We start from the raw sequence: 21,290 nt of genomic DNA, 5'->3' as shown, positions 1-21,290 counted from the left end.
TTCGCGATGGATCGCGCGGCGTAGCCGTGCTCCTACCCGAAGGACGCTCGGTGCGCCGGCGGCCCATGCAGAGCCGCGGGCGTTATCCATCACACACTGACCAACCTCGCCCGGCTGGTGCCGTTGCCCAGCGGCTCCACGTGCACCTGCACCGGAATGCGCTCGTGCATCTCCTGGACATGGGAGATCACCCCCACGCGTCGGCCCAGCGCCTGCAGGCCGTCCAGCGCCTCCATGGCCAGCGCCAGGGATTGCGGATCGAGGCTGCCGAAGCCCTCGTCGATGAACAGCGACTCGATGGTGAGCTCTCCCGATGCCATGGACGCCAGGCCCAGCGCCAGGGCCAGGGAGACCAGGAAGGTCTCGCCGCCGGAGAGCGAGTGCACCGAGCGGCGCTCGTCGGCCATGTCCCGGTCCACCACCAGCAGGCCCAGGGGGCTGCCGCCGCGTTCCAGGAGGTAGCGGCGGGTCAGGCCGCCCAGGTGGGCGTTGGCCTGGTCCAGCAGCCGCTCCAGGTTGTAGGCCTGGGCGATGCGCCGGAAGGCCTTGCCGTCGGCGGAGCCGATCAGTTCGCTGATCCGCCCCCAGCGCACCTGCTCGGCCCGGGCGGCGTCGAGTTCGGCCCGGCCCTCGCGCTGGCGGTCGCGCCGGCGGTCGTCGTCGCGCAGGGCGTGCATGGCGGCGTCGCGGGCGTCACGGGCGGCCTGCCGTCGCGGCGCCAGGTCGCGCTCCTCCTCGTCGAGTCGCTGACTCAGGGCATGCAGTTTGGCCTCGATCGCCTCCTCGGGGGTGGTGGCCGGGATCTCCGGGAAGGCGTCTCGACGGTGGGCGACCAGGGCCCGCTGGCGTTCGTCGAGGCTGACCCCGGCGGCGTGGCGTTCGCGATCGGCGCTCTCGAGTTCCTGGCGGCGCGCGTCGATCCCGGCCTCGTCCACGGCCAGCAGTCGCGCCAGGGTGGCGTCGTCCAGCTTGGGATGCCGGCGACGCCAGGCATCGAGGCTGCGCACGAGCTCGTCGCGTTCGTTGGCCAGGGTCTCGGCCTGCCGGCGCTGATAGGTCGCCTGCTGGTCGAGCCGGTCCCGTTCGCTCTGTCCTGCCTGGTGGTCACGTCGGGCAGCCTCCAGTCCCGCCCGGGCGTTCTCCACGGCCTGTTCCAGGGCCGCCTGCCAGGCATCCGGCGAGGCGTGCTCGCCCAGGACCTCGGCCAACTCCTCGGCCAGCGCCTGGCGCTGCTTGCGCTGGGGAGCGAGCTCGGCCGCGAGCCGCCGCTGGGCCTCCTCCAGGCTCTCCTGCCGGGTGGCGAGCTTGCCCAGGGTGAGTTCGTCACGCTGGAGCGCCTCGCGCAGTGGCGCCAGGCGCGCCTCGGCGGCCTCGATCGTCTGCAGCGCCTCGCGGGCCCGGTCGCGTGCCTGGCGTGCGGTCGCCAGCTCTCGTGTCAGCCAGGCGGACCGTTCGGTCTCGGCCACGGGCTCGAGCTCCGTGACCAGCGCCTGGCCGGCCAGGGTGTCGTCGGCTTCGGCACGCTCACGGGCGGCGTGCTCGAGATCCTTTTCGTGCTGCCGGAGTCGGGCGTCCAGCGCGCGATACTCGCCCTGCAGTTGGTGGTGCCGTTCCCGGGCGGCGGCGGTTCGCGTCTCGGCTTCCTGCTGCTGGCGCTCCTCCTCGGCTTCGGTGGCAGCGAGCCGGGCGGCTTCCGGCGTCTCGGGGGGATGGTGTCGCCAGGGGTGGTCGCGTCCGCCACAGACGGGGCAGGGCTCGCCCTCCCGCAGCCGGTCGCGTAGCCAGACCACGCTCTCGCTGCGGGCGGCGCGCAGCCGCTCGAGGCTTTCGACCAGGCGTCGCTGCTCGGCTTCCAGGCCTTCGAGGCGGATGGCGGCCTCGCGTCCCTCCACCAGCAGTCGCTCGCGGGTCGCCTGGTCCTGGCGTCGGCTCTCCTCGAGAGCGGCGTGGCGCTCCCGGGCGCGAATCGCGGCCTGCCAGGCACCCTGCAATGCCTCCAGCGCCAGGTGCCGGTGGGCGGCGGCCTCGAAGGCGGCCTGCCAGGCCCCCCGCGCGCGGCCGATATCGGTGTCGTCGCCCAGGTGCGTCTGCAGCTTCGCCTCCAGGTCGTCGCGTTCCCGGCGTCGCCGCTGGCTGGCCGCTCGGGTCTCGGCCAGCTCCCGCTGCACGCCGTCGGTCTCGTCACGCTGGCGTCGTTGCTCGGCCTCGCTTCGCGCGATCTCCCGGTCGAGCCCGGCCAGGCGGGCGGCCTGCCCGCGGGCGGCCTGGAGGGCCGGTCGGGCCTGGTCGCTGTCCCGCATCGCCTGGGCCAGCGCCGTCTCGGCGGCCTGCAGTGTCGTGACATGCCGGTCGAGTGCCTGCTCGGCCTGGGCCAGCTGGTGGCGGGTGGCGGTCCGGGCCTCGTTGAGGCGGGCCCGGTCCGCCTCGAGTCGTTCCCGATGGGCAAAGCGGTGGCGCTGGGGGGCCAGGGCCTCGAGCTGGGCCTGCTCCGCGCGGTGCGGGGCGAGTGCCTGCCAGGCCTGTTCGGCCCGGGCATGGCGTGAGCGGGCTGCCTCCCGTTCGTCATGAAGCTGGCGATGGCGCTGGAAGGCATCGCGCCGGACGGTCAGGGTCCCGGCTTGCCGGTCGAGCGCGGCCAGGGCGGCATCGCTGTCGCGGGCGGCACGCACGAGCTCGGCACGGGCCTCGGGCTCGGCGGGCCGATCGTCGGCCAGCCGGGCTTCCAGGGCATCAACCTGCTTTTTCGCCTCGTTGGCACGCCGGTAGGCGGCGATGGAAATGGCGGAGTATTCGGCGGTGCCGGTGAGACGCTCGAGCAGGTCGCTGCGCTCGTTGTCGTCGGCCTGGAGGAAGGCGGCGAACTCGCTCTGGGCCAGCAGCACGGCTCGGGTGAACTGGTCGAAGGTCAGGCCCAGGCGCTCGGGCAGCAGGCGGTCGAATTCGCGTTTCTGGGTGGTCAGCAGGCGGTCGTCGTCGAGGTCGCGCAGCGACTGCTCCACCGCCTGCAGGCGGCCCTCGGCCTTCTCGCGGGCCCGGCGCACCGCCCAGCGGGCCCGGTAGCGGCGCCCGTCGCGGCCGAGGAAGTCGACCTCGGCATGGCCGCTGGCGGTGCCGCGACGCAGCAGGGTGCGCGGGTCGGCGGTATTCAGTGTCTCCTCGCCGACGTCCGGCAGCGGGGCATCGCGGCCGGGGGCCTGGCGCAGCCGCGGCGTGCTGCCGTAGAGGGCCAGGCAGAGGGCGTCGAGCAGGGTGCTCTTGCCGGCGCCGGTGGGGCCGGTGATGGCGAACAGGCCGGCATCGCGCAGCGGCAGTGCGGTGAAATCGAGCTCCAGCGGGCCGGGCAGCGAGGCCAGGTTGGTCAGGCGCAGGGCGAGGATCTTCATGGGGTCTCCTCCCGGCTCGCGTCGTCCAGCACGTCCTGCAGCAGGCGGTCGAAGTCCGCCATGATCTCGGGGCCGGGGGGCTCGCTCCAGCGGCCCTGCCAGGTGCGCTCGAAGAGCCGTCGCGGCCCCAGGTCCTCCAGGTTGACCCGGGTGGGCCGGGCATCCCGGGCGACCTCGGGCAGCCGGCGCTGGAGTCGCAGCAGGCGCACCGCCTTGCCCTCGAGGGCCGCCTCGACGCGGGCGCGCAGGTCGGGGGCCGGGGCGTCGAGCTCGACGCGGACCTCGAGCCAGGGCCAGCGCTCCCGGGGCAGGGCAGGGTCGTGCTCGAGGGTTTCCAGCTCGGCGAGGATGGCCTCCAGGGGGGCGGGGCCGAGGCGCTGCATGGCCACCGGGCGGGGTACGAGGATCGGCTCCACGCCGGCCAGGGCCTCGCCGTCGAGGGTCGCCTCCACCACCTGATGGGGATAGTCGACCTCGCTGAAGTCCAGCGGCAGGGGGCTGCCGCTGTAGCGGATGCGCGCCTCGCCGACGCGCTGGGCGCGGTGGAGATGGCCCAGCGCCACATAGGCGATGTCGGCGGGGAAGAGGCTGGCGGAGATCGACTCCTCGCCGCCGATCACGATGGGCCGTTCGCTGGCCTCGGAGACCGCCGCACCGTGCAGGTGGGCGTGGCTCATGGCCACCAGGGCCTGGCCGGGGACGCGCCGGCGGCGGGCGGCCTCGATCAGTTGCCGGTGCACGCGGGTGATGCCGGCGACATAGTCATTGCCACCGTCGCCGTCGATGTCGTCGGTGATGTCGCGGGCGATGCCGTTGCCGGTCACCTCCGCCGGGCGCAGGAAGGGCAGCGCCAGGCACCAGGCACGGGTCTCGCCCTCGGCATCGGTGAGCGGCACCAGCAGCCGCTCAGCATCGAGGCTGCCGTCGTCGCACCAGCGGACCCGGCCCAGGGCGTGGGTGCGCAGGCGGCGCATCAGCGGGGCGGGCAGCTCGACGCGGTTACCGCTGTCGTGGTTGCCGGCGATCAGCACGATGTCGAGCCTCGGCAGGCGCTCGTGGGCGCTGACGATGAACTCGAAGAGCAGCTCCTGGGCCCGCAGCGAGGGGTTGACCACGTCGAACAGGTCGCCGGCGACCAGCAGGGCATCGGCCTGGCGCTCGGCCAGGGTGTCGAGCAGCCAGGTGAGGAAGGCGCGGTGCTCCTCGTGGCGCTCCTGGCCATGGAAGCTCTGGCCCAGGTGCCAGTCGGCGGTGTGGATCAGCTTCACCTGCATCTCCCGGTGGTCCATCACGGTGGAAAGCCCGTAGTCTAACGCGACAGGAGACGACGATCAGGGAGATGCGCGATGATTTCGCCACCATTGCACGACTGGGACCTCGCGCCGCCGGAGGCCATCGCCCTGCAGACACGGCTGGCGCCGCGGGTGGAGCGCGAGGATCGCCTCGCGCCGGTGCGCCACATCGCCGGGGTGGATATCGGCTTCGAGCAGGACGGCGAGGTCACCCGCGCCGCGGTGGTGGTGCTGGCCCTGGGGGAGAAGGCCGTGCCGGGGCTCGAGGTGGTCGAGGAGGCCGTGCACCGGGAGCCCACGCGCATGCCCTACATTCCCGGGCTGCTGTCGTTTCGCGAGGTGCCGGCGGCCCTGGCGGCCTTCGAGAAGCTGGCGGTGCGGCCCGAGCTGGTGATGGTCGACGGCCAGGGCATCGCCCATCCACGGCGACTGGGGGTGGCCTCCCACCTGGGGCTGTGGCTCGACCTGCCGACCATCGGGGTGGCCAAGTCGCGGCTCTGCGGGTGTCACGCCGAGCCGGGCCCCGAGCGCGGCGACTGGGCGCCACTGGTGGACGGCGACGAGACCATCGGCGCCGTGCTGCGTTCGCGCCGCGGCGTCAAGCCGGTCTTCGTCTCGCCGGGGCACCGGGTCTCGCTTGCCACCGCACTCGACTGGGTGGTGCGCTGCCTGGGGTGCACCAAGCTGCCCGAGCCGACGCGGCTGGCCGATCGGCTGGCCTCCCGGTCCTTTTAGACGATATCCAGCGGCGGCTTGCGGTCGGGTGCCGGAAAGGCCGCGTCGAGCCGGGCCAGGGCCTCGTCGTCGAGCTCGATGGCCAGCGCGGCGGCGTTCTGCGTGACATGCTCGCGCTGCACCGCCTTGGGGATGGCGAAGACGTCGCGCCGGCCCTCGACCGGCCGGATGGCCCAGGCCAGCAGCAGCTGGGCCGGGGTCACGCCGAGCCCCGCGGCCAGGTCCAGCACCTCGGGGTGGGTGAGCAGCTCGCGGCGCAGGCCGCCGGCCTGGGCCAGCGGGCAGTAAGCCATGAGCGGCATGGCGTGGCGGCGTTGCCAGGGCCGCAGCGAGTGCTCGATGCCCCGGGAGCCGAGGTGGTAGAGCACCTGGTTCACGGCGCAGTCGCCACCGCCGGGGACGCCGGCGAGGGCCTCCATCTCGTCCACGTCGAAGTTGGAGACGCCGAAGCGGCGGATCTTGCCGCTCTCGCGCAGGCGCTCGAAGGCCTCCAGGGTCTCCTCCAGGGGGATGCTGCCGGGCCAGTGCAGCAGGTAGAGGTCCAGGTGGTCGGTCCCGAGTCGCGAGAGGCTGCGCTCGCAGGCGGCGATGGCGTTGTCACGCCCGGCGTTCCAAGGGTAGACCTTGGAGACCAGGAAGGCGCTGTCGCGACGGCCGGCGAGGGCCTCGCCGACCACCTCCTCGGCGCCGCCGTCGGCGTACATCTCGGCGGTGTCGATCAGCGTCAGGCCGAGCTCGAGCCCCTGCTGCAGGGCGCGCACCTCGTCGCGCCGCGGGGCCAGGCCCTCGCCCATGTACCAGGTGCCCTGACCGATGGCGGGCAGGTCGCAAGCAGGCTGGGCGGCGGTGGCCGGGAGTCGGACCCGGGGCAGGGGGCTGTCAGCCATGGCGGTCCTCTGTCGGTTCGCTGGTGGGCCTCGGGAAGGGCAGCCTACCTCGAAGGCCGAGCCATCATGCTGCGACATGGCATGCGGCTTTGCAATCCGGCCGACGGCGGTCGACCATGGGGGGCCGCCCCCTGCCGAGCCCCGCCATGACTTCGCCCGATTCCCGCTATCTCGCCACGACCCGCACCTGGGTCGAGACCTTCGTGGTCGCCCACGATGTCTGCCCCTTCGCCGGCCGCGAGCTCGCCCGCGGCACCATTCGCTATGCCGAGGTGGCCGCCGACGACTGGGAGACCGCCCTGCTGACGCTCATCGAGGAGTGCGAGCGGCTCGACGAGACCCCCGGCATCGAGACCACCCTGCTGGTGCTGACCCGCGGCGTCGAGGACTTCGATGACTACCTCGACCTGCTGGCCATCGCCGAAAAACTGCTGACCCGGCAGGGCTACGAGGGGATCTACCAACTGGCGAGCTTTCACCCCGACTACTGCTTCGAGGATGCTGAGCCGGATGACCCCGGCAACTTCACCAACCGTTCGCCCTGGCCGATGCTGCACCTGCTGCGCGAGGCGAGCCTGGAGCAGGCGCTGGCCCACTACCCCGATGATCCGGCACAGATCCCCGAGCGCAATATCGCCGAGATGCACCGGCTGGGCCGGGACCGGCTTGCCGAGACCCTGGTGGCGCTTCGCGACGAGACGCGCCGAGGCTGACCGGCGGCCGGCGACTGGGGTAGGCTGTAGGCGCAGCATCCCTGACATGTCTTATCCCGCCACGAACGAGGAGTTCGCATGAAACAGGTAACCCGCGCCGGCGTCCCGGTGGACGTGGCCGGCGACTTTCCGGCCGTCGGCCAGGCGGCGCCACCGCTGACCCTGACCAACATCGAGCTGGCCGACGTGACGCTCGCCGATTACGCCGGCAAGCGCAAGGTGCTCAACATCATCCCCAGCGTCGACACCCCCACCTGCGCCACCTCGACGCGCAAGTTCAACGAGCTGGCCTCCACCATGGCTGATACCGTGGTGCTGGTGGTGTCCGCGGACCTGCCCTTTGCCGCCAAGCGCTTCTGCGGCGCCGAGGGGCTGGACCACGTGGAGACGCTTTCCACCTTCCGCCACCCCGAGTTCCACCGGGACTGGGGCGTCGATCTCTGCAGCGGCGTGATGTCCGGCCTCTGCGCCCGGGCGGTGGTGGTGCTCGACGAGCAGGACCGGGTGATTCACGGCGAGCTGGTCGAGGAGATCAAGCAGGAGCCGGACTACGAGGCGGCGCTGAAGGCACTCGGTTGAGTGCCGTCTACACTTTGGGTGCGATTTAGACAAGGAGAGCGATTCATGAGCATCAAGAAGACGGCATCCGCCCGCTGGCAGGGTGGTCTGAAGAACGGCAAGGGCACGGTGTCCACCGAGAGCGGCGTGCTGCAGGAAACGCCCTATGACTTCAGGCAGCGCTTCGAGGGCGAGGCCGGTACCAATCCCGAGGAGCTGATCGGTGCCGCCCACGCCAGCTGCTACTCCATGGCGCTGTCGCTGATCCTGGGCGAGGCCGGCATGGAGGCCGAGAGCATCGATACCCGGGCGACGGTGTCCCTGGACCAGGGCGACGATGGCTTCAGCATCACCGCCGTGCACCTGGAGACCCGGGTGCGGATGCCCGGTGCCGACCGGGCCGCCTTCGAGGAGGCGGCCGAGAAGGCCAAGGGTGGCTGCCCGGTGTCGAAGCTGCTGAATGCCGAGATCACCCTGGAGGCGAGCCTCGAGAGCTGAAACGGCGCACCTCGCGGTAACTTCCCGACGGCCACCCTTGCGGTGGCCGTTTTCATGGGTGGCGGGAACGGCCGGCGGCCTTGACCAGGGCGCGGATCAGGCGCTGCTGTGGCCGGTTGAAGAGCAGCCACTCCGGGTGCCACTGCACGCCGATCAGGAAGTCGTGGTCGCGTGATTCGATGCCCTGGACCAGGCCGTCGCGGTCGCGGGCGACGATCTCGATGCCGTGGCCGGCCCGCTGCACCGCCTGGTGATGGAGGCTGTTGATGCGGCACCAGCTCACGCCGAGGACGCGGTGCAGCCGGCTGTCGCCGACGATGTCCACGGTCTTGCGCGGCAGCACGGTCCGCCGGCGCTTGAGCCCCTCGTGGGTGGTGTAGATGTCCGGGTCCAGGGTGCCGCCCTGGTGAACGTTGATCAGCTGGGCGCCGCGGCAGATGCCCAGCACCGGGATGCCCCGGGGGATGAAATGCTCGAGCAGCTCGAGCTCCAGCTCGTCGCGCTGGGGATCGACCCGCACGTCGAGCTGCACCTCGCCGCCGTAGAGGTGGGCCTGGATGTCATCACCGCCCCCCACGATCAGGCCGTCGAGGTGTCCCGGCCAGGGGCGCGAAGGGGACAGCCGCAGGGGGCGGCCGCCGTGGCGCCACACCGCGAACCAGTCGAAGCGCCAGGCGATCTGGCTCTTGTCGTCGGAGGTGGTGATGCCGATCAGTGGGCGGGACGGGAGGTCGCGGCTCACGTTGCCCCCATCCAGCCACGCAGCTTCTGCAGCAAGCGGAGGATCGGCGACCGGGTGTGCTTGATCACGTAGGCGGTGGCCCGCTCGGCCAGCCGCTGCGGATCGGCGGCCAGCTTCTCGACCTCCACCCAGCGGTTCCACTCCACCACCGAGCCCCAGCCGGGCTCGGAGAGCTGGGCATTGGGGAGCCGATAGTGAAAGGTCGGGCGCGGCTTGACCAGACGGTGGGTGAACAGGGGGTGGGGGTAGTCCTGTCGCAGGCAGGCGAACAGCGGGAACATGTCCAGCTCGCGGTTGCGCGTCGGGTTGTACTCCAGGTAGTCGCCGATCAGGGTGTCGACGTCCGGGGCATAGTTCGGGGCGAGCACCTTGAGCGCATAGGGCTTGGGGAAGGGATTGGCATGGGGCAGCACTTCCCGGGTGATGTCGATGTCGATCTGTTCGCGCAGCCATTCGGCGGTCAGCAGGAAGGCGCGCAGGTGGGCGAGGACCGCGGCCACGTCCAGGCTCGGCACCTCCGGGTTGAGGTGCAGGCCGAAGCCGTAGAGCAGGCTGGCATCGGTGCCCTTGGCCCCATGGCCCTGCAGCGCCCCGAACAGGGCGTCGAGCTGGTCGAGCTCGTCCCAGGGGACCGGCGGACAGATGATTTCGGTCGGCACCAGGCCGGTGACCACGTCGCCGATCAGCTCCCGGGTGCGGGTGTGGAAGTCGACACGCATCTGGTGGCGCTGGCGCTCCCACTCGGTGTCGTCCTTCGGCCCGGTGTTGAGCACCTCGTCGTCGGGATGGGCGTACTGGGTATCGAGCTCGATGATGAAGTCGCCCCAACGGGTCCGGTGGACCTTGAGTCGATGAGCGCTGACCGTCACGATCTCGCCACCGAACAGCCCCCGGACCAGCTCGGCGGTGTCCCGTGGCGGCAGGCCGGCGAACTCGATCTCCACGCCGACACGCCGGATCTCGCCTGCGGCATTGCGGGGCTCGGGTGGCGGTATCGGCGTCATGACGGCATCCTGTGCGTGACATGAGGGGTTCTTGAGGAGCCTAGGCTTAGTCCGAAAAGTCGGCGAGCGATGGCCAGACAAGGCAAAAATCAGCGCAAAAGCGGAGTTTACGTGGGTGTAAATGAGCATTTTAAGCTGATTTTTAACGCTGTATGGGCGAGCGCAGGCAGTTTTCGGACAAAGCCTAGCATACTGCCCGCGGGATTCAGGAGAGCCCCCCCGTGGAGACTGCCTCGACCGAGACGGAGACGAGATGCTGCCCAGCCCGCCGACTGGCCCCATACCTTCCCCATGCTCCGCGCCGGCGGGGCGCCTGCTGCTTGCGTGGTTGCTGCTGGTGGGGCTCTGCCTGGCCCTGCCGGTCCAGGCGCAGCAGCTGGGGCTGTCCGGGCTGCTGGAGGGCGAGGAGTCGGGCGAGACGCACGATCCCGAGGCCTTTCAGGAGTCCCTGGAGCGGGTGATCGCTACCCTGGAGGATGAGCAACGCCGCCGCGACCTGCTGGCCAGCCTGCGCGACCTGCAGGCGGCCCATGGCGAGGCCACCGAGCAGGATGGGGTGGCGTCGCGTCAGGGGCTGCTCGGCGCCCTGGCCGAGACCATCAGCGACCTGGGCGAGCAGGCCGATGCGGGGGACTCGCCGCTGGACCACTGGGGGGAGCAGCTCGAGCAGGGCTGGCAGGCATTCAGTGCGCTGGTGGTCGAGACCGGCAATGCCGAGCTGGTGCGTTTCGTGATCGAGGGGGCGGTGTTGCTGGGCATCTGGGTCGGGCTGCTGGTGATCCTGATCGCCCTGGGTCGATTGCTGGCGAAGCGCCGGGGCTGGCCACTGGACCTGCCCCGGGAGCCTCGCGCCGGGTTGCTGGCGGCGCACTTCCTGCGCCGCATGCTGCCTTGGGCGCTGGCCTTCGCCCTGGTGCTAGGTATCGCCCAGCTGGTACCGGCCAGTCCCGGCCGGGCCATGGTGCTGGTGGTGGCCTATGTGGCGCTGTGCGGGCGCACCCTCTCGGTAGTGGTGGAGACGGTGATCTCGGTGTTCACCCGGGGGCATCGCTTCGTCGCCGTACAGATCCTCCAGCAGCAGGGCCTGCGCCGGCTGTTCATGATCGGTGCGCTGGTCGCCCTCGGCGATGCCTTCAACTCGTCGCGGCTGGTGGCATTGCTCGGCGACGAGCTGGCCGGCCTGATGTCGGTGCTGGCCAACATGCTGGCGGCGCTGCTCAGCGGACGCTTCATCCTCAAGTTCAAGCGGCCGATCAAGCACCTGATCCGCAACCGTCCCTACCCCCAGCGGCGCGACAGCGGCGGCTCGGCCGAGGTGATCCGGGTCGTGGGCGGGCTCTGGCACGTGCCGGCGCTGCTGATGGTGGGGGCGTCACTGGTGGCGATCTTCATCACCGTGGGCGATGTGGGCACGGCACTGGCCCGCTCGATCATCACCGCGGCGCTGCTGGTGCTGACCCTGGTGGTGACCGGGCTGTTGCGGCGCCAGTCAGAACGCGCCGTGCGCCGACGTCGCGTCAGCGAGTATCGCAAGCGGCTCGAGCGCTTCGGCTATGCGCTCTCCCATGTGCTGGCGTGGATCGCCTTCGCCGAGCTCTCGCTGCAGGTGTGGGGCGGTTCGCTGATCGGGCTTGGCCAGCAGGGGGTGGCCAGTGCCCGCATCGGGCAGGCGTTGCTGGGTGTCGGCTTCACCGTGCTGCTGGCCTGGCTGGCGTGGATCTTCGCCGACACCGCCATCCAGCGGGCGCTGATCTCCTCGGCGCGCTCCCGCGGCCGGCGGGTCAACCAGGCCCGTGCCCAGACCATCACGCCGATGATCCGCAACGTGATCTTCGCCACCATCGTGATCATCGCCGCCATCGTCGGCCTGGCCAACCTGGGCGTCAACGTCACCCCGCTGCTGGCCGGTGCCGGGGTGATCGGCCTGGCCATCGGCTTCGGCGCCCAGGCCCTGGTGCAGGACCTGATCACCGGCATCTTCATCCTCATCGAGGACTCCCTGGCCATCGACGACTTCGTCGAGATCAACGGCCACACGGGCAGCGTCGAGGGGCTGACCCTGCGGACCGTGCGGCTGCGCGACCTGGACGGCATCGTGCACATCATCACCTTCAGCCGCATCGACTCGATCCACAACATGTCGCGGCAGTTCGGCATCGCCCTGATGCGGGTCCGCGTGCCCCACCACATGAGGGTCGACGATGTCATCGCCCTGGTGCGGGAAGTGGCCGACGAACTGCGCCAGGACCCGATGATGCGCCACCATATCTGGTCGCCGCTGGAGCTGCAGGGGATCGAGAGCTTCGACGATGGCGGCGCCCTCCTGCGCATGCGGCTGCGAACCGCACCGGTGATGCAGTGGGACGTGGCCCGTGCCTTCAACCTGCTGCTCAAGCAGCGCATGGAAGAGCAGGGGCTCGACCTCGGCATGCCGCGGCTCAGTGTCAGTATGGAAGGCCGCGGCGGTGGGCGCCTGGACGGTTCGGATGCCGATGGGGACGACCACGACGCCAGTGGCCGCCGCCCCGGCGAGGCCGGCGTGGCCGACCCCGAGGGCGACACCAGCGCCCGCGGCGGTTCGCCGGATCCGGCGTAGCTCCGCGGGGATTCGGTACCACGGCCGGATGCACGTCCCGACGACTTTGGGCACAATCGGGCCCGGGTTTCACGGGATATCGGCGGATCGCACTCCGCCGCAGTGGCGGAGGGGGGGCGATGAGCAGAGACGACACCCAGACGGAGCGCCCGGGGAAGGGCGCCACCATTCGCGAGATCGCCAAGGCGGCGGGAGTCTCCATCGCCTCGGTGAGCCGGGCGCTGAACGGCAAGCCCGGGATCAGCGAGGCGCTGCGTGAGCATATCCTGCAGATCAGCCGCGACATCCACTACCAGCCCAGCGCCGCGGCCCGGGCGCTGATTGGCGGCAAGAGTGCGGTGGTCGGCATCTCCCTGGGGCGGCAGGACATCGAACTGCGTCCCTACTACATCCTGCTCTACCAACATCTGACCCTGGCGCTGTATCGGCAGGGCATGGTGCCGATCTTCTTCGCCTGCGATCAGACGCCGACGCTCCCCGAGCGGGCGGGGTCGGCCATCCTGCTGAGCGACTTCCCGGGGGACGAGCGCCCCGGTTTTCTTGCTTCACGGCGCATTCCCTTCGTGCGCATCGGCCCGCCGGGCGAGGGCTTCTCGGTGGCGCCGGACGACCGCTACGGCATCTACCTGGCCACCCGCCACCTGATAGAGGGGGGACGTCGACGGATCGCCTTTATCGGCAACGAGCTCGGCGACGACCGGCATCGTCTGCTGGGCTACCAGCAGGCCCTCACGGAAGCCGGATTGCCCGAATCCCTCATCAGCGTGCCCTTCAGCTACGATCCCGCCCTGACCGCTTATCGTTATCTCGGTCGCTTCCTGCAGCCGGGACCACCACTCGATGGCCTGGTCTGCGAGAACGACGAGTTCGCGCGCGGCTGCCTGACGGCGCTGGAGGATCGGGGCATCCGTGTGCCCGAACAGGTCGCGGTGACCGGCTTCGACGATCTGCCGACCCTGGCCGCACAACTGACCACGGTGCGCCAGGATATCGGGCGGCTCGCCGTCGAGGCCGTGGGTTTGCTGGGCGAGGCCATCGCCGGTGCCAGGCCCCGGCATATCGACTTGCCGGTGACGCTGATTCGCCGCCAGACCGGCTGATTCGCGCCCGCCGGTCGTGGCTATCGCCTTGCTGCCTGCGGTCGCTCCCGCCCCTGACAGTATCGATATGCGACGAAAGTCGTTTGGGTAAACGTTTACTCTCTCATGGTAAACGTTTACTTTGTCCCTGCTTGCACTGATCAGTGCCATCCACTCATCGCCCCGAGGGGCATCCCTGACAGGAGAATCACGATGACGCTCAAGGTCACCGTCTGGGGGGAGAACGTACACGAGCAGACCAACGAGGTGGTAGCGCGGATTTATCCTGACGGCATGCACGCCTGCATCGCCGCCGCGCTCAACGAGGATCCCGAAATCGAGGCCCGCGCGGTCACCCTCCAGGAGCCCGAGCATGGCCTGACCGAAGAGGTGCTGGAGAATACCGACGTACTGCTGTGGTGGGGCCATGCCGCCCACGGCGAGGTGCGCGACGAGATCGTCGACCGGGTCCAGGCGCGGGTGCTGCAGGGCATGGGCCTGCTGGTGCTGCACTCCGGCCACTATTCCAAGATCTTCAAGCGCCTGATGGGCACCACCTGCTCGCTGAAGTGGCGCGAGGCCGGCGAGCGCGAGCGTCTCTGGGTGGTCAATCCCGGCCATCCCATCGTCCAGGGGCTGGGCGACTACCTCGAACTGCCCCACACCGAGATGTACGGCGAGCCGTTCGCGGTGCCCAACCCCGACGAGGTGATCTTCATCAGTGCCTACGAGGGGGGCGAGGTGTTCCGCTCGGGGCTCACCTACAAACGCGGCAACGGCAAGATCTTCTACTTCAGCCCCGGCCACGAGACCTACCCGATCTACTACGACGATCAGGTGCGCCTCGTGCTGAGAAACGCCGTGAAGTGGGCGCGCCCCGAGGGCTCGCGGTGGATCGACAGCTGCCCCAATGTGCCGCCGGAGCAGGCGCCCAACCCGGTGGAAGTGAAAGGCGAGGGGCTGCACAAGCCCGGCGAGGAGGGGTTCAAATGATTCGACTGGCGATCATCGGTGCCGGCAGCATGGCCGGCGAGCATGCCAAGCACTTCAAGGCCCTGGAGGGCGTCGAGGTGGTGGCGGTGTGCGACCTGGACGGCGACAAGGTGCGCGCCTTCGCCGAGCAGCACGGCATTCCCGAGGCCTATACCGACCTCGACGCCATGCTGGCCCGGGACGACATCCAGGCGGTGAGCAACGTCACCCCGGACGGGGTGCACAAGGCGACCTCGCTCGCCGCCATCGCCGCCGGCAAGCATATCCTCTGCGAGAAGCCGCTGGCCACCAACGAGGCCGACGCCCGGGAGATGGCCGCGGCGGCGCGCCGTGCCGGGGTGATCAACATGATCAATCTCAGCTACCGCGATGCGCCGGCCATCCAGCATGCCCGCGAGCTGATCGCCTCCGGCGCCATCGGCCGGGTGATGCACGTGGACGCCAGCTACCTGCAGAGCTGGCTGGTCAGCCACGCCTGGGGCCGCTGGGACCGGGACAGCCAGTGGCTGTGGCGGCTCTCCGAGGCCCATGGCAGCAAGGGCGTGCTCGGCGACGTGGGGGTGCATATCCTCGACTTCGCCAGCTTCCCGGTGGGCGACATCGCCGCCGTCAACTGCCAGCTCAAGTGCTTCGACAAGGCGCCCGACAACCGCATCGGCGACTATGTGCTCGATGCCAACGACAGCGCCCTGATGCGCGTCGAGTTCGCGGGCGGCGCGCTCGGCACCATCCAGGCCACGCGCTGGGCCACCGGCCACCATAACTCCCTGAAGCTCAGCGTCTACGGCGATCGCGGGGCGGTCAGCGTGGTGCTCGACGACGCCAAGGATCGCGTGCTGACCTGCTTCGGCGAGGATGTCCATGCGGCACGCTGGACCTCGGTGGCAGCGCCGCCGACGCCCAGCAACTATCGGCGCTTCATCGACGGCATTCGCTCCGGGATCAACGACCAGCCCGACTTCGCGCGAGGGGCGGAACTGCAGGCGGTGCTGGATGCCTGCTTCCTGTCCGACGAGCGGGATCGCAGCGTGGCCGTTACGGCAGCCAGCGACACAGCCCCATCCCCAGCATGATACCGAGGGCGAAGAGCGCGGCCGCCAGCCAGGGGCCGCGCAGGCGCTGCCAGCGGTTGTGCAGCAGGGCGGCACGGGTCAGGCGCTGCATCAGCTCGTCGTGGCGGGAGCCGTGGGTATCCGGCGGCAGCGAGAAGTCGTCGGCCGGACCGTCGCGCCAATAGGGGGCGTGGGTGAGGCCGAGGCGGGCGCGCAGGCGGCCGATGTCCGACAGGGTGACGTGCAGGGCATCGTACTCCTCGCGCCGGGAGCCGACCTCGAGCACCGTGCGGGCATCCGCCCTGAGCGCGGTGTGCTCGCAACGCTCGATGGCGCCGGTGATCTCGACTTCGCCGGCCCGTGGGTCGAGCCCCAGCCGCTTGTAGAGATCGCGCATCTCAGCTTACCTGCATCAGGTAGTCATAGGCGCGGCGGATCCGCTGGAAGCGCTGGGAGGCGCTGGCCATTACCGCCTCGCCGGCGTTGAAGAAGCGATCGGGGTGGTGGGCCTGGGCCAGGCGGCGGTAGGCGTGGCGGATCTCGCTGCGGCTGGCGCCGGGCTCGAGGCCGAGCACCGCCAGGGCCCGGCGGGTGCGGTCACCGGGCGGCGGGTCCTGGCGTGCGCCCCGTTCGTGCTGGCGATGCTGTTCCTGGCGGTAGCGTTCCTGGCGGTGCTGTTCCCGTCCCCCGGCCTGCTGCCACTTGCTCTCTTCTTCCTTCCGGCGGTGACTGCCTTCCCGGCCGGAGTGGCTCCGGGAGTGCTGCCGGTCGTCCTGTCGCTGCGACTCCTGCTCGCGCTGGCGGCGGCGATGCTCCTTGGCCTGCCAATAGCCGCTTCGGCTGGGATCGTCGGGGTCGGCGAAGGCCCTGCCGGCCACCGCCTCGAACAGCGGGGCGAATTCGCCGGGGGAGACGCCGAGCAGATCGGCGAGAAAGCGCAGCACATGCTGGTTGGCCATCGACAGCTTGCCATCCTCCACCGCCAGGGCGATGGCCAAGCGCAGGAAAGGGGCGGCCTGCTCCCCATGAATCTCCTTCTGCAGCACCTCGGCGGCCAACTGGATGGCGCCCAGGTCCTGGGTGGCGGCGATTTCGAGGATCGGCGCCAGCGCGTGGCCGTGGCGAAAGCCGCCGGTCAGTTCGGTCAGGCGTGAGCGTTCCGGCTCGCCGATCGGGCCGCGATTCGCCAGCACCCAGGCGAGCAGCAGCAGGGCCGCGGTATCGGCCTGGTGGCGGCTCTTGAGCAGCAGCAGCTCGAAGGGCGAGAAGCGGGCAATGGTCATTCCCTGGCTCCCGGGAGTTCGGTGTTGTTCTTGGCAGATCAAGGGGGTACGCCATGGTCGCCTCGGCGCGGAGCGTTGGCAAGTCCGACGCCTCACGCAGTACCATCGGAGTTCATGGCATGACCCCGACTTCGCGGGGTGGCCCCGGGCCAGGAGCAGCGGCGAAGTGATCACTGTCGAGCGCAAGGACAGCTTCCACCTCAAGATCTCCCGTGTGCTGCAGGAGGAGACCTCCCACAAGCTGGACCTCTTCCTGTTCGTGCCCGGCGAGTTGGGGCTCAACACCCATGTGATCTCCGAGGATGCCTTCTACCATGGCGCCATCCACGTCAAGCGCACCTACTACAGCGATCGCCATCACCTGCCGCTGGTGATGAGCCGCCTGGCGGGCCGCGGCAAGCTCGATCCGAACCAGTACCGCCTCGGCCTGAGCCTCTACGCCCACCAGTACGCGGTGGCGCTGGAGCGCTCGACCCAGGCGCTGCTCGATGCCGCCCGCGAGGCGCGCAAGGCAGAAAAGCAGGGCGAGGAGTCGAATGCCCGGCGGCACAGCGACCGGGCCACGGAGTCTGCCGACGGCGGCGGGGTGGAGGAGAGCCGCCGGGAGGGCGATCCCGCCGCGCCGCTGCGCGAGCGCCTGGAGGAACTCTGCGAGCTCACCCAGGGGATCCTGCGACGGCTGCGTCGTCAGAAGCCCGGCGACGAGGGCCTGCACCGCTACTACGCCAACATCGACAACTACCTCTCCTGGCTCACCGAGCAGAGCCTGCTGGCGCTGGTCGCCCACCTGCCCCGGGGCAGTGGCTACCGGGAGGTGCGCGAGCGGTTGCTGGCGATCTGCCGGGCGGAGAGTGAGCATCGCGAGTCCCACGAGTACAACTCCGCGCGGGTGACCCGCGACCCGACGCGTATCTCCAACAAGATGCGCCTGCTGCGCCGGCTGATCGAGTATCCGGTGACCCTGAAGCAACGCAACCAGGAGCTCGGCGGCGGCGAGCAGAAGGCGGTCAAGGGACTGGCCACGGCGGTGGTGATGGCCTTCGTCTCGCTGGGCCTGCTGGAGGCCCGCGCCGTGCTCGGCGACATCACCGCGCTGCTGGTGCTGGTGATGGCGCTGCTCTATGCCCTGCGCGAGGTGTTCAAGGACGATCTGCGCGTCACCCTGTGGCGACTGTTGCGCCGGGGGCGCCCCAAGTGGCGCCGCCAGTACCTGGACCCGACCAGCAACGAGCCGGTGGGGCGTGAGCTCGAGTGGTTCGACTACAAGCGCTTCACCCGCCTCGACGAGGAGATCAAGCGGGTGCGCAAGCGCAACGTGGCCCAGCGGGAGGAGGTGGTGCTGCACTACCGTGCCAGTTCGCGGATGTCGCCGACCCGTTTTCTCAGCGGTTACAACCGCACCCGCGAGACCCTGAGCCTGGATCTGTCGCTGCTCACCCGGCTGATGGACAAGGGCTCGCATCACGTCTATCGGCTCAAGGAGGGTCAGGTCTCCCGGGAGGCAGTGGAGAAGCGCCACCTGATCAACCTGGTGATCCGCGAGGTGGAGGGCGAAGGGGAGCCGATGCTGCAGCGCTGGAAGATCGTCATGAGTCGATCGAAGATCGTCGATGTCGAACTGGTGCACGAAGAAGGAGGCACCGCATGACATCGCTGCTGAAGACCCTGCTGGCCCCGGTGGAGTGGGTGGCCGAGAAGCTCGGCCCCTCTGCCGAGGTCGAGCGTCGCCCCGACGCCCAGGCCCGGGTGGATCGCGAATGCGAGCGGCTGGCGCTCTACCAGTTCCGTGCTGACCCCGACTGCATCCAGGTGCGCCGCGAGATCATCCGGCTGAACCTCGCCATCGAGGTGCGCGACGCCCAGCTCGACCCGGACCACCGCCGGGCGCTGAAGGAGGAGGGCGGCAAGGTGCAGGTGCCCTGCCTGCGCATCGCCGCCGATGAGGGCCCCGACCGCTGGCTCTATGACACCCGCGAGATCATCGCCTGGCTGCGCCGGCACTTCGGCGAGTGAGACGAGCTGAGGGCTTCACCAGGGGCTCCGGGGCGAGGTTCTCGGGGGCAAAGCATCGGGCGTTCGTCGCGGGGCCTAACCCAGGGCCAGGAAGAAGCCGGCGAGGGTGGCCGACATCAGGTTGGAGAGGGTGCCGGCCAGCACCGCCTTGAGGCCGAAGCGGGCGATGTCGTGGCGGCGGCTGGGGGCGATGCTGCCCAGGCCGCCGAGCAGGATGGCGATGGAGGACAGGTTGGCGAAGCCGCACAGGGCGAAGGAGAGGATCGCCATGGTATGCGGTGTCATCGCCTGGCCGGTGGCGGCGACCAGCTGCTCGCCGTCGAGGTAGGGGGCCAGGTTGATGTAGGCGACGAACTCGTTGACCACCAGCTTCTGGCCGATGAAGGAGCCGGCCAGGGTCGCCTCCTCCCAGGGAATGCCGAGCAGGAAGGCCAGCGGGGCGAACAGCCAGCCCAGTATCAGCTCCAGGCTCAGCGCCTCCATGCCGACCCAGCCGCCGATGCCGCCGAGCATGCCGTTGATCAGGGCGATCAGGCCGATGAAGGCGATCAGCATGGCGCCGACGTTGGCGGCGAGCATCAGGCCGGAGGAGGCGCCGGCGGCGGCGGCATCGAGGACGTTGGTGGGGTGGTCCTCCTCCTCCTCGAGACGTGCCTCGGCGGCGGAGATGCTGTCCTCGGGCGCCTGGGTCTCGGGCATGATCAGCTTGGCGAACAGCAACCCGCCGGGGGCGGCCATGAAGGAGGCGGCCACCAGGTACTCCATGGGGATGCCGAGTGCGGCGTAGCCGGCCAGCACCGAGCCGGCCACCGAGGCCAGGCCGCCGCACATCACCGCGAACAGCTGGGAGGGGGTCATGCGGGCGATGAAGGGGCGTACCACCAGGGGCGCCTCGGTCTGGCCGACGAAGATGTTGGCGGTGGCCGAGAGCGACTCGGTGCGCGAGGTGCCGAGGGCCTTCTGCAGGGCGCCGCCGAGCAGCCGGATCACCCACTGCATGATGCCCAGGTAGTAGAGCACGGCGGTCAGCGAGGAGAAGAAGACGATGACCGGCAGCACCTTGATGGCGAAGACGAAGCCGGTGGCCTCCACGTCGGCCAGGCCGCCGAACAGGAAGCCGATGCCGTCGTTGGCATAGGCCACCACCTGGCTGACCGCCGCGGAGACGGTGGCGAGCACCGTCTGGCCGGCGGGCACGTAGAGCACGAAGGCGCCGATGCCGGCCTGGATGGCGAAGGCGCCGCCCACCGTGCGCAGGCGGATGGCGCGGCGGTCGGTCGAGAAGAGCAGGGCGATGGCGATCAGGGTCGCCATCCCGACCAGGCTCATGGTGATTGTCATTGGAATTCCTTCATGATCCGGGTGTTGTCGTTATGGGTTGTGCGTAGGCTTGGGAGCCCGGGTGGGTGGCGTCAGTCGACCGGGCGCAGCACTTCGTCGAAGGCCGCCAGGTCCTCCCGACAGGCTCCTGGCTGCCCCGGATCGCCGGTGACGAAGGTGTCCATGTAAAGCGTCATCAGGCGCTGGGCGTCCACGTCCACGCAGACCCGCTGCGACGGCAGGCCGTCCCAGGCGGTGGGCGGGAAGTCCCGGTCGTCCGGCCGCTGGATGGTCTGGCCCATGGCGAGGCCGTCGCACACCGCGCGCACCGGACCCCGGCGCACCTCGAACAGGCTCGGGTCGAGGACATAGGCCACGGCGCTGGAGTCGTGGACATAGCAGCCGTCGATGGCCTCGCGCTCGGAATAGAAGTCCACGTAGTGGCGCGAGATCGCCCACATGAACTCGCCGTCTTGTCCGCCTTGTTCGCGCAGCCGCCGGAAGTCGGCGTTGGACATCAGCACCCGGTGGGTGACGTCCAGGCCGACCACGGTGACCGGCCAGGCGGCGGTGAAGACGAGGTCGGCGGCGTGGGGGTCGCCGTGGATATTGGCCTCGGCCACCGGGGTGATGTTGCCGCCCTGTCCGCCGACGCCGAAGGCACCGCCCATGACCACCACCTCCTTGACCAGGGAAGCGATCTCGGGGGCCTCCTGGATCGCCAGGGCCAGGTTGGTCAGGGGGCCGACCGCGACCAGGGTGACCTCGCCGGGAAAGCGGCGCACCGTGTCGATGATCAGGCGGTAGGCGGGGCGGGGATCCGGTCGGCGGGTCGGCTCGAAGCTCAGGCCGACATTGCCGAGGCCGTCGTCGCCATGCACGAAGGTCGGCGGCGCCGACTTGGGCATCGCCAGGGGCTCCGTGGCGCCGCGGGCGATGGGCACCTCGAGGCCGAAGCGCTCACCCAGGTAGAGGGCGTTGCGGGTGGTGGTCTCGGTGTAGGCGTTGCCGTGCACCGTGGTGATGCCGACCAGCTCGATGGCCGGATGACGGTGCAGGAACAGCAGCGCCATGGCGTCGTCGATGCCCGGGTCGGTATCGAAGAGCACCCTGGTGGGGCGGCGGGAGGCGTGAGTGGCCAT

The 21,290-nt window shown here is 70.1% G+C and carries 19 protein-coding genes; 10 read left to right on the top strand and 9 right to left on the bottom strand.

The features are described from left to right. Window positions 1-89: 89 nt before the first annotated feature. Both MKP05_RS12735 and MKP05_RS12730 read right to left on the bottom strand, forming a co-directional pair. The gene (locus tag MKP05_RS12735) at window positions 90-3,383 is read right to left on the bottom strand and encodes an AAA family ATPase (RefSeq protein WP_240568607.1); all 3,294 of its coding nucleotides are present in this window, start codon (window positions 3,381-3,383) and stop codon (window positions 90-92) included. Next, window positions 3,380-4,651: an exonuclease SbcCD subunit D gene (locus MKP05_RS12730; protein ID WP_240568606.1), complete on the bottom strand. Its 1,272-nt coding sequence runs from the start codon at window positions 4,649-4,651 to the stop codon at window positions 3,380-3,382. The genes MKP05_RS12735 and MKP05_RS12730 overlap by 4 nt, the downstream gene beginning before the upstream one ends. Window positions 4,652-4,732: 81 nt before the next feature. Between MKP05_RS12730 and nfi the strand changes: the two genes are divergently transcribed. Further along, window positions 4,733-5,410: a deoxyribonuclease V gene (gene nfi, locus MKP05_RS12725; RefSeq protein WP_240568651.1), complete on the top strand. Its 678-nt coding sequence runs from the start codon at window positions 4,733-4,735 to the stop codon at window positions 5,408-5,410. On the opposite strand, the gene MKP05_RS12720 is transcribed toward nfi, so the two are convergent. Further along, the gene (locus MKP05_RS12720) at window positions 5,407-6,297 is read right to left on the bottom strand and encodes an aldo/keto reductase (RefSeq protein ID WP_276316609.1); all 891 of its coding nucleotides are present in this window, start codon (window positions 6,295-6,297) and stop codon (window positions 5,407-5,409) included. The genes nfi and MKP05_RS12720 overlap by 4 nt on opposite strands. 146 nt (window positions 6,298-6,443) lie before the next feature. Here MKP05_RS12720 and MKP05_RS12715 point away from each other — a divergent pair, with 146 nt between their 5' ends. The 3 genes from MKP05_RS12715 (at window position 6,444) to MKP05_RS12705 (ending at window position 8,066) form a co-directional block, all read left to right on the top strand. Beyond that, a complete protein-coding gene (locus tag MKP05_RS12715) occupies window positions 6,444-7,010 on the top strand; it encodes a DUF1415 domain-containing protein (RefSeq protein WP_240568605.1) in 567 nt (188 codons plus the stop codon). A 78-nt stretch (window positions 7,011-7,088) separates the two neighbouring features. Beyond that, on the top strand, window positions 7,089-7,589 hold the full coding sequence (tpx, locus tag MKP05_RS12710; protein WP_110283432.1) for a thiol peroxidase: 501 nt from the start codon (window positions 7,089-7,091) through the stop codon (window positions 7,587-7,589). 45 nt (window positions 7,590-7,634) lie between these two features. Continuing rightward, on the top strand, window positions 7,635-8,066 hold the full coding sequence (locus tag MKP05_RS12705; protein ID WP_110283433.1) for an OsmC family protein: 432 nt from the start codon (window positions 7,635-7,637) through the stop codon (window positions 8,064-8,066). Between the two features lie 52 nt (window positions 8,067-8,118). Here MKP05_RS12705 and MKP05_RS12700 read toward each other — a convergent pair whose 3' ends face one another. Both MKP05_RS12700 and MKP05_RS12695 read right to left on the bottom strand, forming a co-directional pair. After that, a complete protein-coding gene (locus tag MKP05_RS12700) occupies window positions 8,119-8,808 on the bottom strand; it encodes a gamma-glutamyl-gamma-aminobutyrate hydrolase family protein (protein WP_110283434.1) in 690 nt (229 codons plus the stop codon). Further along, window positions 8,805-9,812 carry an amidoligase family protein gene (locus tag MKP05_RS12695; protein WP_240568604.1) on the bottom strand — a complete coding sequence of 336 codons (1,008 nt, stop codon included), beginning with the start codon at window positions 9,810-9,812 and terminating at the stop codon, window positions 8,805-8,807. Before MKP05_RS12695 ends, MKP05_RS12700 begins: the two co-directional genes overlap by 4 nt. 253 nt (window positions 9,813-10,065) lie before the next feature. Here MKP05_RS12695 and MKP05_RS12690 point away from each other — a divergent pair, with 253 nt between their 5' ends. The 4 genes from MKP05_RS12690 (at window position 10,066) to MKP05_RS12675 (ending at window position 15,553) form a co-directional block, all read left to right on the top strand. Beyond that, entirely contained in the window at window positions 10,066-12,408 is a 2,343-nt protein-coding gene (locus MKP05_RS12690) for a mechanosensitive ion channel family protein (protein WP_240568603.1), read from the top strand. Window positions 12,409-12,527: 119 nt separating this feature from the next. After that, window positions 12,528-13,508, top strand: a complete 981-nt coding sequence (locus MKP05_RS12685) for a LacI family DNA-binding transcriptional regulator (protein WP_240568602.1) — start codon at window positions 12,528-12,530, stop codon at window positions 13,506-13,508. A gap of 192 nt (window positions 13,509-13,700) precedes the next feature. Beyond that, complete coding sequence (locus MKP05_RS12680; RefSeq protein WP_240568601.1) at window positions 13,701-14,480, top strand: ThuA domain-containing protein; 780 nt, start codon at window positions 13,701-13,703, stop codon at window positions 14,478-14,480. After that, a complete protein-coding gene (locus MKP05_RS12675) occupies window positions 14,477-15,553 on the top strand; it encodes a Gfo/Idh/MocA family protein (RefSeq protein WP_110283439.1) in 1,077 nt (358 codons plus the stop codon). The genes MKP05_RS12680 and MKP05_RS12675 overlap by 4 nt, the downstream gene beginning before the upstream one ends. Here MKP05_RS12675 and MKP05_RS12670 read toward each other — a convergent pair. Next, window positions 15,516-15,929: a hypothetical protein gene (locus MKP05_RS12670; RefSeq protein WP_110283440.1), complete on the bottom strand. Its 414-nt coding sequence runs from the start codon at window positions 15,927-15,929 to the stop codon at window positions 15,516-15,518. The genes MKP05_RS12675 and MKP05_RS12670 overlap by 38 nt on opposite strands. Window position 15,930: 1 nt before the next feature. Then, complete coding sequence (locus tag MKP05_RS12665; RefSeq protein WP_240568600.1) at window positions 15,931-16,815, bottom strand: DnaJ domain-containing protein; 885 nt, start codon at window positions 16,813-16,815, stop codon at window positions 15,931-15,933. A gap of 166 nt (window positions 16,816-16,981) precedes the next feature. Here MKP05_RS12665 and MKP05_RS12660 point away from each other — a divergent pair, with 166 nt between their 5' ends. Both MKP05_RS12660 and MKP05_RS12655 read left to right on the top strand, forming a co-directional pair. Then, window positions 16,982-18,463: a hypothetical protein gene (locus MKP05_RS12660; RefSeq protein ID WP_240568599.1), complete on the top strand. Its 1,482-nt coding sequence runs from the start codon at window positions 16,982-16,984 to the stop codon at window positions 18,461-18,463. Next, complete coding sequence (locus MKP05_RS12655; protein WP_240568598.1) at window positions 18,460-18,828, top strand: glutaredoxin family protein; 369 nt, start codon at window positions 18,460-18,462, stop codon at window positions 18,826-18,828. The genes MKP05_RS12660 and MKP05_RS12655 overlap by 4 nt, the downstream gene beginning before the upstream one ends. Window positions 18,829-18,903: 75 nt before the next feature. Here MKP05_RS12655 and MKP05_RS12650 read toward each other — a convergent pair whose 3' ends face one another. Continuing rightward, a complete protein-coding gene (locus MKP05_RS12650; protein ID WP_240568597.1) occupies window positions 18,904-20,169 on the bottom strand; it encodes a NupC/NupG family nucleoside CNT transporter in 1,266 nt (421 codons plus the stop codon). A 71-nt stretch (window positions 20,170-20,240) separates the two neighbouring features. After that, window positions 20,241-21,290 (bottom strand): nucleoside hydrolase, encoded by a 1,050-nt coding sequence (locus tag MKP05_RS12645; RefSeq protein WP_240568596.1) that lies wholly within the window; start codon window positions 21,288-21,290, stop codon window positions 20,241-20,243.

Source organism: Halomonas flagellata (genome assembly GCF_022487945.1).
Classification (GTDB): domain Bacteria; phylum Pseudomonadota; class Gammaproteobacteria; order Pseudomonadales; family Halomonadaceae; genus Halomonas; species Halomonas flagellata.
This window is presented reverse-complemented; position numbering and strand designations above follow the sequence as displayed.

What these genes read in the sequence shown, in the direction of transcription:
- MKP05_RS12650 (WP_240568597.1), bottom strand. Translation starts at nt 20,169, where the DNA reads ATGACAATCACCATGAGCCTGGTCGGGATGGCGACCCTGATCGCCATC.
- MKP05_RS12690 (WP_240568603.1), top strand. Translation starts at nt 10,066, where the DNA reads ATGCTGCCCAGCCCGCCGACTGGCCCCATACCTTCCCCATGCTCCGCG.
- MKP05_RS12695 (WP_240568604.1), bottom strand. Translation starts at nt 9,812, where the DNA reads ATGACGCCGATACCGCCACCCGAGCCCCGCAATGCCGCAGGCGAGATC.
- MKP05_RS12645 (WP_240568596.1), bottom strand. Translation starts at nt 21,290, where the DNA reads ATGGCCACTCACGCCTCCCGCCGCCCCACCAGGGTGCTCTTCGATACC.
- MKP05_RS12675 (WP_110283439.1), top strand. Translation starts at nt 14,477, where the DNA reads ATGATTCGACTGGCGATCATCGGTGCCGGCAGCATGGCCGGCGAGCAT.
- MKP05_RS12680 (WP_240568601.1), top strand. Translation starts at nt 13,701, where the DNA reads ATGACGCTCAAGGTCACCGTCTGGGGGGAGAACGTACACGAGCAGACC.
- MKP05_RS12705 (WP_110283433.1), top strand. Translation starts at nt 7,635, where the DNA reads ATGAGCATCAAGAAGACGGCATCCGCCCGCTGGCAGGGTGGTCTGAAG.
- MKP05_RS12670 (WP_110283440.1), bottom strand. Translation starts at nt 15,929, where the DNA reads ATGCGCGATCTCTACAAGCGGCTGGGGCTCGACCCACGGGCCGGCGAA.
- MKP05_RS12655 (WP_240568598.1), top strand. Translation starts at nt 18,460, where the DNA reads ATGACATCGCTGCTGAAGACCCTGCTGGCCCCGGTGGAGTGGGTGGCC.
- MKP05_RS12665 (WP_240568600.1), bottom strand. Translation starts at nt 16,815, where the DNA reads ATGACCATTGCCCGCTTCTCGCCCTTCGAGCTGCTGCTGCTCAAGAGC.
- MKP05_RS12720 (WP_276316609.1), bottom strand. Translation starts at nt 6,297, where the DNA reads ATGGCTGACAGCCCCCTGCCCCGGGTCCGACTCCCGGCCACCGCCGCC.
- tpx (WP_110283432.1), top strand. Translation starts at nt 7,089, where the DNA reads ATGAAACAGGTAACCCGCGCCGGCGTCCCGGTGGACGTGGCCGGCGAC.
- MKP05_RS12685 (WP_240568602.1), top strand. Translation starts at nt 12,528, where the DNA reads ATGAGCAGAGACGACACCCAGACGGAGCGCCCGGGGAAGGGCGCCACC.
- MKP05_RS12715 (WP_240568605.1), top strand. Translation starts at nt 6,444, where the DNA reads ATGACTTCGCCCGATTCCCGCTATCTCGCCACGACCCGCACCTGGGTC.
- MKP05_RS12735 (WP_240568607.1), bottom strand. Translation starts at nt 3,383, where the DNA reads ATGAAGATCCTCGCCCTGCGCCTGACCAACCTGGCCTCGCTGCCCGGC.